Annotated in this window: 7 protein-coding genes; 5 read left to right on the forward strand and 2 right to left on the reverse strand. The window is 70.4% G+C overall.

Annotated features, from left to right (window positions below):
* Positions 1 to 140 precede the first annotated feature (140 nt).
* Positions 141 to 3,281, reverse strand: coding sequence for an efflux RND transporter permease subunit (locus MFF42_RS04215; RefSeq protein ID WP_238254639.1), 3,141 nt, complete (start codon positions 3,279 to 3,281; stop codon positions 141 to 143).
* A gap of 136 nt (positions 3,282 to 3,417) precedes the next feature.
* On the opposite strand from MFF42_RS04215, the gene MFF42_RS04220 reads away from it, so the two are divergent.
* Both MFF42_RS04220 and MFF42_RS04225 read left to right on the forward strand, forming a co-directional pair.
* Positions 3,418 to 4,626 carry an efflux RND transporter periplasmic adaptor subunit gene (locus MFF42_RS04220; protein WP_238254640.1) on the forward strand — a complete coding sequence of 403 codons (1,209 nt, stop codon included), beginning with the start codon at positions 3,418 to 3,420 and terminating at the stop codon, positions 4,624 to 4,626.
* A 346-nt stretch (positions 4,627 to 4,972) separates the two neighbouring features.
* Positions 4,973 to 5,794, forward strand: a complete 822-nt coding sequence (locus tag MFF42_RS04225) for a class I SAM-dependent methyltransferase (protein WP_238254641.1) — start codon at positions 4,973 to 4,975, stop codon at positions 5,792 to 5,794.
* Between the two features lie 53 nt (positions 5,795 to 5,847).
* Here MFF42_RS04225 and MFF42_RS04230 read toward each other — a convergent pair whose 3' ends face one another.
* Complete coding sequence (locus MFF42_RS04230) at positions 5,848 to 7,929, reverse strand: methyl-accepting chemotaxis protein (RefSeq protein WP_238254642.1); 2,082 nt, start codon at positions 7,927 to 7,929, stop codon at positions 5,848 to 5,850.
* 576 nt (positions 7,930 to 8,505) lie between these two features.
* Here MFF42_RS04230 and uvrA point away from each other — a divergent pair.
* From uvrA to MFF42_RS04245, 3 genes are all read left to right on the forward strand, one after another.
* Positions 8,506 to 11,562 carry an excinuclease ABC subunit UvrA gene (gene uvrA / locus MFF42_RS04235; RefSeq protein ID WP_238254643.1) on the forward strand — a complete coding sequence of 1,019 codons (3,057 nt, stop codon included), beginning with the start codon at positions 8,506 to 8,508 and terminating at the stop codon, positions 11,560 to 11,562.
* 522 nt (positions 11,563 to 12,084) lie between these two features.
* On the forward strand, positions 12,085 to 13,026 hold the full coding sequence (locus tag MFF42_RS04240; protein ID WP_238254644.1) for a transporter family protein: 942 nt from the start codon (positions 12,085 to 12,087) through the stop codon (positions 13,024 to 13,026).
* A 341-nt stretch (positions 13,027 to 13,367) separates the two neighbouring features.
* A partial coding sequence (locus tag MFF42_RS04245; protein ID WP_238254645.1) for a trypsin-like peptidase domain-containing protein occupies positions 13,368 to 13,700 on the forward strand: 333 nt, incomplete at its 3' end.

Here is a 13,700-nt window from a genome sequence, read left to right on the forward strand (position 1 = left end):
GGGAGGGGTTCGGGGTGGGGGTGGTGCAGAAGGCACCGCACCGCCTCGTTCTGAACCAACCCCCACCTCCCGCCTCCTCCCCACAAGGGGGAGGAGAGAGACGCTGACCGCGGCGGTCCGGACGGGGTTCGGCCGGGTGCCTAGGCCGCCGGCGCCGCTTCGCCCTCCGCCTCGCCCTGCCCGCTCTCCTTCTCCCGGCGCAGCCGCTCGGCGGCGACGTAGAAGACCGGGGTGACGAACAGGGTCAGGATCGTGGCCACCAGCAGGCCGCCGATCACCACCGTGCCCATGGAGAGCCGGGCATTCGCCCCCGCGCCGCTGGCGATGGCGAGGGGCACCGAGCCGAGGATGAAGGCGAAGGACGTCATCAGGATCGGCCGCATGCGCATCCGCGTGGCGTGCTGTGCCGCCTCCAGCGCGCCCTCGCCCCTGCCGCGCAGCTCCTCGGCGAAGGAGACGAGCAGGATCGAGTTCTTGGCCGCCAGGCCGACGAGGAGCAGCAGGCCGATCTGCCCGAACACGTCGAGCGGCATGCCGCGCAGGCCTAAAAATCCGACGGCCCCGAAGATGGCGAGCGGCGTCGCGAGCAGGATCACCAGCGGCAGCCGCAGGCTCTCGTACTGCCCGGCCAGGAAGCAGAAGATCATGAACACGCCCAGCCCGAAGACCAGCGGCGCGATATTGCCGGCGATCTTCTCCTGGTAGGCGACCTCCGACCACTCGATGGAGGTGTTGCGCGGCAAGTCCTCCGCCAGTTCCTCGATCGCCGCGATCACCGTCCCGGAACTGGAGCCGGAGGCGACCGTCACCGCCACCTCGATCGCCGGATAGGTGTTGTAGGACAGGACCGCCGTCGGTCCCGTCGTGAACTTCGCCTGCACCAGGGAGCCGAGGCGCACGGGCTCCCCCTGCGCGTTGAGGACGGTGAGCGCCTCCAGATCCTGGAACAGGCGCCGCCCGGAGGCGTCGCTCTGGACATAGACCTGGTAGACGAAGCCGAACCGGTTGAAGAGGTTGACGAAGCTCGAACCGACATAGGTGCCGAGCGCCTCGAACAGCCGCGCCAGCGGCACGCCGAGCTGCTCGGCCTTGGCCCGGTCGATGTCGAGGCGCAGCTGCGGCACGCCCCAGTCGGTGGTCGGCGTCGCGCTCGACACGCCCGGGAGCGCCCGGATCTTCTCGATGAAGTCGGTGGCCGTCCGCGCCAGGCCGAGGCCGCCATTGCCGGAGCGGTCCTGGATCTCCAGCGTCAGGCCGCCGCGGGAGCCGAGCCCCGGCAGCGGCGAGGGGTTGGCGATGCGTACCTGGCCGTCGGGATCGTGCTTGAAGCGCTCCTCCATGTCGCGGATCAGGTCGTCGACCGTGGTCGTGCGCTCGTCCCAGGGCTTCATCACGGGGATGTTGAAGCCGTAGAACGGGGCGACCGTGTCGGCGAGGAAGGAGCGCCCGCTGACGCCGATGGTGTGATCAACGTCGTCGCGGGCGCGGAGCGCCGCGCCGAAGCGGGCGTTCATCGCCTCCGTGCGCTGCACCGAGGCGCCGAGCGGCATCGCCACCTCCGCGTAGAGGTAGCCCTGGTCCTCGTCCGGCACGAAACCGGTGGGGCGCTGCATCAGCAGCATCACCGTGGCGCCGGCGAACAGCGCGAAGGCGACGAGCGTCAGGACGACGTGGCGGGCGAGCCATCCGATCGTGCGGGCGACGAAGTCGGCCGAGCGCTCCAGGGCGCGGTTGAACCCCTCGAGCGGCTTGCGCCACCAGCGCGTCTTCCGCGGCCCGTGCGGCTTCAGGAGCAGGCCGCACAGGGCCGGCGTCAGGGTCAGCGAGACGACCGCCGAGATCAGCACCGAGATGGCGATGGTCAGCGCGAACTGGTTGTAGAGCTGACCGGTCAGGCCGGGGATGAAGGCCACCGGCACGAACAGGGCGGCGAGCACCAGCGTCGTCGCGATGACGGGGCCGCCGATCTCGTTGACCGCCTCGCGGGAGGCGGGCTTCGGCTCCATGCCCTCCGCCATCAGCCGCTCGGTGTTCTCGACGACGATGATCGCGTCGTCCACCACGAGGCCGACGGCGAGGACGAGGCCGAGCAGGCTGAGCGTGTTGAAGGAGAAGCCGAGCAGCGCCATCGGCCCGAAGGTGCCGATCAGCGCGATCGGCACGGCGATGGTCGGGATCAGGGTGGCGCGCCAGTTCTGCAGGAAGAGGTAGGTGACGACCGTGACGATCAGGATCGCCTCGACCAGGGTCCGCACCACCTCGTAGATCGCCTCCTTGACGAACTCGGTGGAGTCGAGGGCGATGGCGTAGTGCAGGCCGGGGGGGAAGCGCTTGGCGAGGTCCGCCATGGTGGCGCGCGTCCCGTTCATCACGTCGACGGCGTTGGCGTCGGGGTTCTGGAAGATGCCCAGCGTCGCCGAGGGCTTGCCGTCGAAGTTCGAGGTGACGCCGTACTGCTCCGAGCCGAGCTCCACCCGGCCGACATCCGAGACGCGCACCACCGAGCCGTCGGGGTTGGCCCGCAGGACGATGTTGCCGAACTCCTCGGGCTTCATCAGCCGGCCCTTGGTGACGAGCTGCAGCTCGAACGGCGTGGCGCGCTCCATCGGCAGCTTGCCGAGCGAGCCCGTCGTCACCTGCGCGTTCTGCGCCTGGACCGCCTGGAGCACCGTCTCGGTCGAGAGGGAGAGCGCCTCCATCTTGGCCGGGTCGAGCCAGATGCGCATGGCGTAGCGCATGTTGGAGAAGTTCAGGATGCGGCCCATGCCGGTGACCCGGCGCAGGGGCTTGATGACCTGGGTCTCGGCGTAGTTGGCCAGGAACAGCTCGTCGAAGCCGGTGCTCTCGTCGGCGTAGAGCACGACGTTGCCGAGCCGCTGGCGCGACGATTTCTGGATCTCCAGCCCCTGCGCCCGCACCGCCTCCGGCAGCTTGGCCTCGGCGCGGCTCGACCGGGTCAGCACCTCCGCCGCCGCGGCGTCGAGGTTCGAGCCGACCTCGAAGGTGGCGTCGATCGAGACGCTGCCGTCGGTCGAGGACGTCGACTGGATGTAGATCAGGTTGGGCGCCCCGTTGATCTCCTGCTCCACCGGGATCGCGATCGACTCGTAGGCCTGCTGGGCCGAGGCGCCGGGATAGGTCGCCTGGATGTTGATGATGGGCGGGGCGATCTCGGGGTACTGCGCCACCGGCAGCGTCAGCCCGGCGACGAGGCCGATCACCGTGACGATGACGGAGATCACGCTCGCGAGGATCGGCCGGTCGACGAACGTGGCGAACATTCGAGGGACCGGCTCCGAGAATTCAACGTGGACGTGAAGGACCCGCGTGCAACGTCTTGGGACTCCGCGTGTTCCCTCCGGTGTCGCGCCCGGAGGAAGCCGGGCCGGCGCGTCCCGCTTTCGGAGAATCGTTCTCGTGCGCCAAGGCGTCGGCTTCGTCATCACCGGCCTCGTCGTCGGCACGCTCGGGATCGCCGCGGGCGCGTGGTGGGGGATGGGGCACCCGATCCCCGGCTTCCTCGCCCACCACTTCAAGACGGCGAGCCGCGCCGAGACCAAGCGCCAGAAGGAGGAGCCGCGCCTCGCGGTGCGGGCGGTGCGCGCCAGCCGCCAGGACGTGCCGGTCGCCTTCGAATATACCGGCACGATCATCTCGCCCCGCGACGCCGAGCTGCAGGCGCGGGTGAGCGGCTTCGTGGTGGAGCGTCCGTTCGAGCCCGGCGGCCACGTCAAGAAGGGGCAGGTGCTGTTCCGCATCGACCCGCGCCCCTTCGAGGTCGCCCTCAAATCGGCCGAGGCGTTGCGCAACCAGGCCAAGGCCGCCCTCGACTTCGCCCAGGCCGAGGTGAACCGCACCGAGCAGCTCGCCGACAAGGGTTTTGCCACCGAGCAGCGCGCCCAGCAGAACCAGTCGAACCTCGCCACCGCCACCGCCAAGCTCGACGAGGCGGAGGCCGCCATCGCCCGTCAGCGGCTGAACCTCGAATACGCGGTGATCCGCGCACCCTTCGACGGGCGCTCCAGCCTGTCCATGACCAATCTCGGCGACATGGTGATCGAGAACCAGACCAACCTCGTCTCCGTGGTGCAGGTGAACCCGATCGACGTGCAGATGGCGCTCTCCTCCGAGGATGCGGAGGCCGTGCGGGTGGCCCAAGGAGAGGGGCGGGTGAAGGTCCAGCTTCTCGACGTGCAGCGCGAGCCCGTGCGCGGGGCCACGATCTACCGGCTCGACAACCGCTTCGATCCCCGGACCGGCCGCCGCCTGATCCAGGCCTGGCTCGACAACGCCGACGAGCGCTACCTGCCCGGCCGCTTCGTCCGCTCGCGCATCGAGGTCGGCCGGCAGGAGCGCCTGCTCGTGCCGACGGTCGCGCTCTCGGCCCAGCTCGACCAGCAGGTGGTCTGGACGGTGGACGAGGCCGGCACCGTCCACATGACCGCGATCGAGGTCGGCGACGTCTACGGCGACAACACCGCCGTGCTCAAGGGCCTCAAGCCCGACACGCTGGTGGTCACCGACCATCTCCAGAGCATGCGCCAGAACCTCAAGGTCGAGCCGCGGATCGCCGAAGAGGTCAGCGCCGTCGGCAACACCCCCGCCCAGGGCGAGGCGCGGCACTAGAGCCGCTCCCGATCGGGTTGCGATCGACACGGCTCTCAGGTCTTGTTTTGACGCGCGCTCTTGCGCCGAACCGGCATCCCCTTCGGCGGAGAGCGCTCTGGGACCAAGCCGCAGGGCCCCTCGACGATGCGTCATCATCATTGTCGAGGAGCATCACGCTCCCCTGCCCCCGATCGGGATCGGCCCGTACTCCACCCGGATGGCGGCGGGAACCATAATCCGCCAAAACCCATGCGCAGGGTCCGGGACGTGCCTATAGGGAACGGTGCCGCTCGCACGGTCGAGGGATCATCAGCGGGACGGGCGGCACGGACGAACGGATTCCATCGAGACGATCGGTCGAGCCATGACGGTTGATGCCAAGTATCTCGACGGATCGGCTCTCTACGGCGACGATCTCGCGCCGGGGGACATCGCGCGCTGGTACGCCCAGGAAGAGCAGGGCTTCTACAAGCTCGCCACCGAGGTCTACAAACTCGAAGCGTCCGGCGCCTACAGCTACGAGTACGACGCGCTGAACGCCTTCCACGGCTTCGACCGGCTGCGCGGGCGCCGCTTCGACACCTGCGTCGCGCTCGGCTGCGCGGCGGGCGACGACGTGGCGCCGCTGGCCGACCGGGTGGGCCGCTTCATCGGGATCGAGCCGGCCGAGGAGTGGTGGCGGGACCGGATCGGCGGGCGCCCCGCCGCCTTCATCAAGCCGCTCCCCTCCGGCGACATCCCGCTGCCCGACGACGGCGCCGACCTGTTCGTGAGCCTCGGCGTGCTCCACCACATCCCCAACGTCTCGCACGTGCTGGCCGAGGCGCACCGCATCCTCAGGCCCGGCGGGCTCCTGGTCTTCCGCGAGCCCATCACCTCGATGGGCGACTGGACGAAGGCGCGCTACGGCCTGACGCAGAACGAGCGCGGCCTGCCGCTGCCGTGGCTGCACGACCGGCTCGACCGCATCGGCTTCGACATCGTGCGGGAGGCCCCCTGCATGACCAACGCGCTGGCGAAGATCGCGGCCAAGGTGCTTCCGGGCCATCTCTACGCCCGCCGGGGCTACGTGGCGCTCGACGCGGCGGTGAGCCGGCTGCTCGCCTTCAACATCAGCTACCACCGCACGGCGTTCCTGAAGCGGATCGCCCCCTCGAACGTCTTCATGATCGCCGAGAAGCGCTGAGGCCGAGCGGGCGGGCCACGCGCTCTGCCCGCCCCGTCCCCGTCACGCGGCCGTCACGCCGCCCGCACCTGGGCCAGGAAGCCGCCGACTTCCGTGCGCAGGGCCGTCGCCTGACGGGCGAGGTCGCTCGCCGCGTCGAGCACCTGGCCCGAGCCGGTGCTGGCGTCGTCGGCGGTGCGGGCCACCCCCGCCACGTCGTCCGAGGCGCGGCGCGCCCCGCCCGAGGTCTCGACCGTGGTGCGGGCGATCTCGGCGGTGGCCGCGCCCTGCTGCTCGACCGCGGCGGCGATGTCGCCCGAGATCCGCGACAGGTCGCGGATCGTGCGGGCGATGCCGGTGATCCCGGAGACCGAGGCGCCGGTCGCGGCCTCGATCTCGGCCATCCGCCCGGCGATCTCGTCGGTGGCCCGCGCCGTCTGGGCGGCCAGCCCCTTCACCTCCGAGGCGACGACGGCGAAGCCGCGTCCCGCCTCGCCGGCGCGGGCCGCCTCGATGGTGGCGTTGAGCGCCAGCAGGTTGGTCTGGCCGGCGATCTGCGAGATCAGCCCGACGATCTGGCCGATGCCGCTCGCGGCCGCGGCGAGGCGCTCGACCTCGCCGGCGGTGCGGGCCGCCTCCTCCTCGGCGGCGCTCGCCGCCAGCGCCGAGGAGCCGACCTGCGCGGAGATCTCGCGGATCGAGGCCGACAGCTCCTCCGTCGCCGCCGCGATGCCGTCGGAGGAGCGCGCCGCCTGGGCCGAAGCCTGCGCGGCCGAGGCGCTCAGCGCCGAGGTCTGGCCCGCCGCGGTGCTCATCGCCCGGGCGGCGCCCTCCAGCTGCTGCGCGGCGGCCGAGACCGCCTCGACGATGCCGCCGACCCGCGCCTCGAATCCGTCGGCCACCGCCATCATCGCCGCGTGGCGGCGGGCGGTCTCCTCCTCGGCGCCGCGCTCCTGGGCGGCACGGATGCGGGCGCGCTCGGCCACGCTGTCGCGGAAGGCCAGGGCCGCCGCGGCGATGGCGCGCAGCTCGCCCGGACCCTTCACCGGGATCTCGACCTCGGTCTCTCCGCGCCCGATCGCGGTGAGCGCCCGGGCCATCCGGCTCAAGGGGCGCGCGATCGCCGAGCCGAGGCCGAAGGCCAGCCCCACCGAGAGCAGCAGGGTGGCGAGCGCCGCCCCGGCCCAGAGCAGGACCGTGCGCTCGGCGCGCGACCGGGCCGCCCCCGCCTCCCGCGCCAGGGCCGCGGTCAGCCGGTCCTCGATCCCCTTCAGCCCGTCGATGCGCTGGGTGGCGAGCCCGAACCAGCCCTTGGCGTCGGTGAAGGCGAGCGCTTGGCCGGGCGCCGTGGCGAGGGCGAGGCCGCGGAGCCGGCCGACCTCGCGGGCCGCCTCCGAGGCGTTGGCCGCATCGAGCGCGGCGATCGCCTCCGCGTGCCCCGCGGCGCGGAACAGGCCCTCGAAGGTCGCCTGATCCGAGGCCAGGCCGGCGAGCCGGCGCAGGCCCGCGAGATCGATCGCCCCCGCGGCGAAGACGGCGGAGGCCGCCGCCCGCTCCTGGCCGGCGAATTCCTTGAGCGAGAGGAAGGCGGAGAGGGCGGAGACGCGGGCGCCGATGGCCGGGTCGGCGGCGATCTGCGCCACCCCGCGCACGGTTCCGAGGGCGTCCGCGATGATGCCGGAATAGACCGCGAGGTTGGCCGGCACGCCCGCCTCCAGCCGGTCGACCGCGCCGCGGTGGCGCTCGATCCCGGAGAGCTTCTCGCGCAAGCCCGCCGCCTTGCGCGCGAAATCCGCGTCCATTCCGGCGCCGGCGGCGTCGAGATCCGCGATCAGGGCGGCGCGCGCCGCATCCGTCAGCTTGCGCTGCGCGGCGAGTTCCGGGGCGAACTGGCTGCCCTTCGAGCCGAGAAAGAGGCTGGAGGCGCCGCGCTCCTTCTGCGCCTCGTGGACGAAGGCGCCGATCCGGACCGACAGGCCGGTCAGCGCCTCCATCCGCGCCATCGCCCGGCCGTGCTCCGCCCGCTCCGCCACCGCCACCCCCGCGACCGCGCCGAAGGCGAGGCAGGGGATCAGCGCCACCGCGACGATGCGGGCGCGCAGGGACGCGGGCATCGCGGCGGAGAGGAGGGCGGGCGAGGAAACACGCGAACGCATGACGGCACGATCCGGATCAAAGGAGGCCGGGATGATGCCGATCGCACGTAAAACAAAGCTTTCGTCAAAACAGATGTGCTTAAAGTTTAAGCAGAACGACGATCATTTCACCGCAAGGGACGGTGTCGATGCCGGCCTCTGCCAGCTTTGTGGCCCGGAAGTTCTTCGATGCGGCCGCCGCGGTCGGCCGTGCGGACGATCCTGCGCTGCCGGAACCGGCCGATCCCACGGCTCGACATGTCCGGACAGGTCGCGCGCTGGATTGCTTTCGCTGAGCCGCGCCATGACGGCAAAGGACCGAAGCGATCAACCGGATGGCGTATGTGGTGCTCGAACCGTCCGCCGCCGGGCCGGAGGTCCGCGCCTCGGTTATAACGTCCGCCCCCGTGGCGGCGGCGCGAACGTTTCACGACGGCATTGCCGTCGTACTCGTTCCGTTCTAGTGGTTTCGGGCCGCCCGCAACCCATCTTCCGTCCCCCGGAACCTGTTCTTCGCGCGCGGCACGCCCGTTGCCCGCCCGAACAGATCGGGCAGAGCATCGGGTCGCCCGGATCGTCGCAGAGAATTTGTCGTCCATGGCCAAAGCCAAAGCCCGCAAAGCCGAGACCGCGGCCGCCACCGAGGAAAAGACCGACGCACGGCTCTCCGCCCTGTTCGACGCCGCCGGTGAGCGCGCGCGCGACACCCGCGTCATCTCGGTGCGCGGCGCCCGCGAGCACAATCTCAAGAACGTCGATCTGACGATTCCCCGCGACAAGTTCGTGGTGTTCACCGGCCTGTCGGGCTCCGGAAAGTCGTCGCTGGCCTTCGACACGATCTACGCGGAGGGCCAGCGCCGCTACGTCGAATCGCTCTCGGCCTATGCCCGCCAGTTCCTCGAGATGATGTCGAAGCCCGACGTCGATCAGATCGACGGGCTCTCGCCGGCGATCTCCATCGAGCAGAAGACGACGTCGAAGAATCCGCGCTCCACCGTCGGCACGGTGACCGAGATCTACGACTACATGCGCCTGCTGTGGGCGCGGGTCGGCATCCCCTACTCGCCCGCCACCGGCGAGCCGATCGAGAGCCAGACCGTCAGCCAGATGGTCGACCGGGTGCTCGACCTGCCGGAGAAGACGCGGCTCTACCTGCTCGCGCCGGTGGTGCGCGGCCGCAAGGGCGAGTACCGCAAGGAGATCGCCGAGTTCCAGAAGAAGGGCTTCCAGCGCCTGCGCATCGACGGCGAGTACTACCCGATCGACGACGTGCCGAAGCTCGACAAGAAGCTCAAGCACGACATCGACGTGGTGGTGGACCGCATCGTCGTGCGCGACGACATCGCCTCGCGGCTTGCCGATTCCTTCGAGACCGCGCTGGAGCTGGCCGACGGCATCGCCGACATCGAATTCGCCGACACGCCCGAGGGCGAGACGCCCAGAAAAATCACGTTCTCGTCGCGCTTCGCCTGCCCCGTCTCCGGCTTCACCATCCCCGAGATCGAGCCGCGGCTGTTCTCGTTCAACAATCCCTTCGGCGCCTGCCCGACCTGCGGCGGCATCGGCCACGAGATGCGGATCGACCCCGAACTGGTGATCTCGGACGCGGGCCTCACGCTCAAGCGCGGGGCGGTGGCGCCCTGGGCCAAGTCGACCTCGCCCTACTACGACCAGACGCTCGACGCGCTGGCCAAGCATTTCGGCTTCAAGACCACGGTCGCGTGGTCGACGCTGCCGGCGCAGGCGCGCGACGTGATCCTCTACGGCACGGCCAGGGAATCGGTGCGGTTCGACTACAACGACGGCCTGCGCTCCTACTCGGTCAACAAGCCGTTCGAGGGCGTGATCCCGAACCTGGAGCGGCGCTACAAGGAGACCGAGAGCGACGCGAGCCGGGAGGAGATCGGCCGCTTCATGAGCGCCACCCCTTGCGCCGCCTGCGCCGGCAAGCGGCTCAAGCCCGAGGCGCTCGCGGTCAAGATCGACCGGCAGGACATCGGCGAGGTCACCGCGCTCTCGGTGCGCGAGGCCCATCGCTGGTTCTCCGAGATCTCGGGCAAGCTCACCGACAAGCAGAACGAGATCGCGGTCCGGATCCTGAAGGAGATCCGCGACCGCCTGACCTTCCTCGTCGATGTCGGCCTCGAATACCTGACGCTCGCCCGCGGCTCGGGCTCGCTCTCCGGCGGCGAGAGCCAGCGCATCCGGCTCGCCTCGCAGATCGGCTCGGGGCTGACCGGCGTGCTCTACGTCCTCGACGAGCCCTCGATCGGCCTGCACCAGCGCGACAACGAGCGCCTGCTCGGCACCCTCAAGCGCCTGCGCGACCTCGGCAACTCGGTGATCGTGGTCGAGCACGACGAGGACGCGATCCTCCAGGCCGACTACGTGGTCGATGTCGGCCCCGGCGCCGGCATCCACGGCGGCGAGATCGTGGCGCAGGGCACGCCGGAGGAGCTCCTGAAGGACCCGGCCTCGCTGACGGCGAAGTATTTGACCGGCGAACTCTCGGTGCACACGCCGAAAGCGCGGCGCAAGCCCGGCCGCGGGATGCTCACGGTCGTCGGGGCACGAGGCAACAACCTGAAGGACGTCACCGCACAAATCCCGCTCGGCACCTTCACCTGCATCACCGGCGTCTCCGGCGGCGGCAAGTCGACCCTCGTCATCGACACGCTCTACAAGGCGGCGGCCAAGCGCCTCAACGGCGCCCTGGAGCACCCCGCCCCGTTCGAGCGGATCGAGGGGCTGGAGCATCTCGACAAGGTCATCGACATCGACCAGTCGCCGATCGGCCGCACCCCGCGCTCGAACCCGGCGACCTATACCGGCGCCTTCACCCCGATCCGCGACTGGTTCGCGGGGCTCCCCGAGGCCAAGGCCCGCGGCTACCAGGCCGGGCGCTTCTCCTTCAACGTGAAGGGCGGGCGTTGCGAGGCCTGCTCGGGCGACGGCGTCATCAAGATCGAGATGCACTTCCTGCCCGACGTCTACGTCACCTGCGACGTGTGCAAGGGCAAGCGCTACGACCGCGAGACGCTGGAGGTGCGCTACCGCAACAAGTCCATCGCCGACGTGCTCGACATGACGGTGGAGGAGGCCGCCGACCTGTTCAAGGCCGTCCCCTCCATCCGCGAGAAGATGGAGACGCTGGCCCGGGTCGGCCTGCACTACGTCCATGTCGGCCAGCAGGCGACGACGCTCTCGGGCGGCGAGGCACAGCGGGTGAAGCTGTCCAAGGAGCTGTCGAAGCGGGCGACCGGCCGCACCCTCTACATCCTCGACGAGCCGACCACCGGCCTGCACTTCCACGACGTCGCCAAGCTGATGGAGGTGCTGCACGAGCTGGTCGAGCAGGGCAACACCGTGGTGGTGATCGAGCACAACCTCGAGGTCATCAAGACCGCCGACTGGGTGATCGACATGGGCCCCGAGGGCGGCGACGGCGGCGGCCAGGTGGTGGCGCAGGGCACGCCCGAGGAGATCGCCGCGAGCACGGCGAGCCATACCGGCCGCTTCCTGCGCGAGGTGCTGGCGCGCCGGCCCGCCGGGAAGGCGCCGAAGGCGACGGCCAAGCCCGCGAAGGCTCAGCCGAAGGCGGGCGCCGCGCCGCGCCGTCGCGGGGCGGCCGCGGGCCGGCAGGCCGCCGAGTAGGCGGCGAATCCGGCCGACGCCTGCCCGGCCGGGGCCGTGGCGCGGGACGGCGATTCGAGGGCCGCGGGGCTCCGTTCGGCCCGCCCCGGCGCGGGATCGGCGTCCGGCGGGAGCCCGGCGCCGCCTTCGCACTTGCGCAATTGCACGGCCCGCCCTGCCTGACCATCCCGGTCAAATGCTAGGGTCAATCGCTTGAGGACAATGTACTATTTCGCCTAGATCCGGCCCGCGGCAGGCCATCGCGCCAAGAATGCGTGCGTTAAGGGATCGTTAAGGGCTTGGTTGCTCCGCAGCGAAAATGCGACTTTTGCGCAACGGTGAGATCCGAACTGCCGAGATTGAAGGCAATCCCCTGTCTTTCGCGGCCGGTCTGTAGAATAGTTCCCGACGTCGAGACTTGAGGTGCGGCCGTAGGGGGCACCGGCATCACGCCAGCCAACCCGCTCTGGGGAGAGAGGGAGGCGAGAGGGATGCGGGCGCTACGGGGCGGACGCCTGAAATCCTTGGGAAGGAACGAGAAAAATGATGAAGAACTGGCTCGCCGCGGGCGCGATCGCGCTCACGGCCGGAATGACGGCGACCGTCGCCCAGGCGCAGACGACCACGGTTCCCGGTGAGCAGGTCGGTCTGGCCGTCGGCGCGCCGCTCCCCGAAGGCATCTACGCCATCAACACCTTCACCTATCGCAGCCCCGACGGGCCGGACGCGATCTCGGTCGACACCGCCGTCAACGTGCCGATCCTGGTGTGGGCGACCCCCTTCGTGCCGTTCGGCGGCCGCCTCGAGTTCGTCGTGGCCCCCCCGACCGTGTTCACCTTCAGCCGCGCCGCGGGCGGCCGTGACACCTCGATCAACGTCGGCACCTTCGTCGGCGCGATCTGGGCGTTCGATCTCGGCGGCAACATCGGCGTCAGCTTGCTCGGCGGTTCGTACCTCAACGAGCTCAACGCCGGTCGCGGCGGCGGCCTGAACATCCTGGCCTCCAACACCTACCGCGTCGGCGGCGCCATCAGCTACACCGGCGACGGCTGGAACCTGACCGCCAACCTGACCTACAACTTCTACGACTCCCCCAGCCGCTTCAACGGCCCGAACGGCATCCCGGCCTTCTTCGGCCCGGTGCAGATCTCGGACGCGTTCAACATCGACCTGACCGCGACCAAGAAGTTCGGCAAGTTCGAGATCGGCGCCATCGGCTACGGCACGGTCAACCTCGACCCGAACCTGCTCGCCTTCGTGAACGACCCGACCAGCCGCATCGGTCGCGGTGGCCGGTTCGCCCTCGGCGGCCTCATCGGCTACGACTTCGGACCGTTCTCGGTTCAGGCCTACGTCGCCCGCGACGTCGTGACCTCGGCCGGTGTGGCCGAGAGCACCGACGGCTGGTTCCGCATCGTCGCCCCGCTCTACACCCCGGTGGCGGCCGCGGCCCCGGCTCCGGCCCCGCTGGTTCGCAAGTACTGATCACACGGGGCGGGGACGCGCTGCGTCCCCGACCTTCGGACGATCGAAGCCGTCCGGCCGCGAGGCCGGGCGGCTTCATCCGTTTTCGGGGAATCGCCGTCCGAAGGGCGGCACGGGCTGCCCGGGGCGAGGGCATCGTCCCCGGTGGGCTTCCCGGTTTCCGGTCCACGACCACCCGACCATGATTGCGGGCGCCATTCGACGCGGCGCCGGGTGGGTGTCGGGGTGATGTGCGCCGCCTATCTGTGTCGGGAGCACCGCCCGTCAGCCCGGATCGGAGCCGTTCCGCGGAGGTCTTCCGCGGGCGGCTTCAGGGGCGGGGTGCAGGGAAATCGAAGCCCATGTCCGCGCACGGCGAGTTCAGGATCCCGGCCGCCCTGCAGCCGAAGGCCGGCGATTACGCCTACGATCTGGAGCGGGCGCTGACCTCGGTCGTCTCCCTCTCCAGCCGCGTGCCGGCGGACGCCTTCACGGCGGAGACGCTCGGCACCGAGCGGGCGGGCAACGGCGTGGTGATCCGCGAGGACGGGCTGGTGCTCACCATCGGCTACCTCGTGCTGGAGGCCGACAGCGTCTGGCTCACCACGCAGGACGGGCGCTCGGTGCCGGCCTACGTGGTCGGCTACGACGGCGAGACCGGCTTCGGCCTCGTCCAGGCGCTCGGCCGCCTCGAC

Origin of the sequence: Methylorubrum podarium, assembly GCF_022179745.1 — a bacterium.
Classification (GTDB): domain Bacteria; phylum Pseudomonadota; class Alphaproteobacteria; order Rhizobiales; family Beijerinckiaceae; genus Methylobacterium; species Methylobacterium podarium.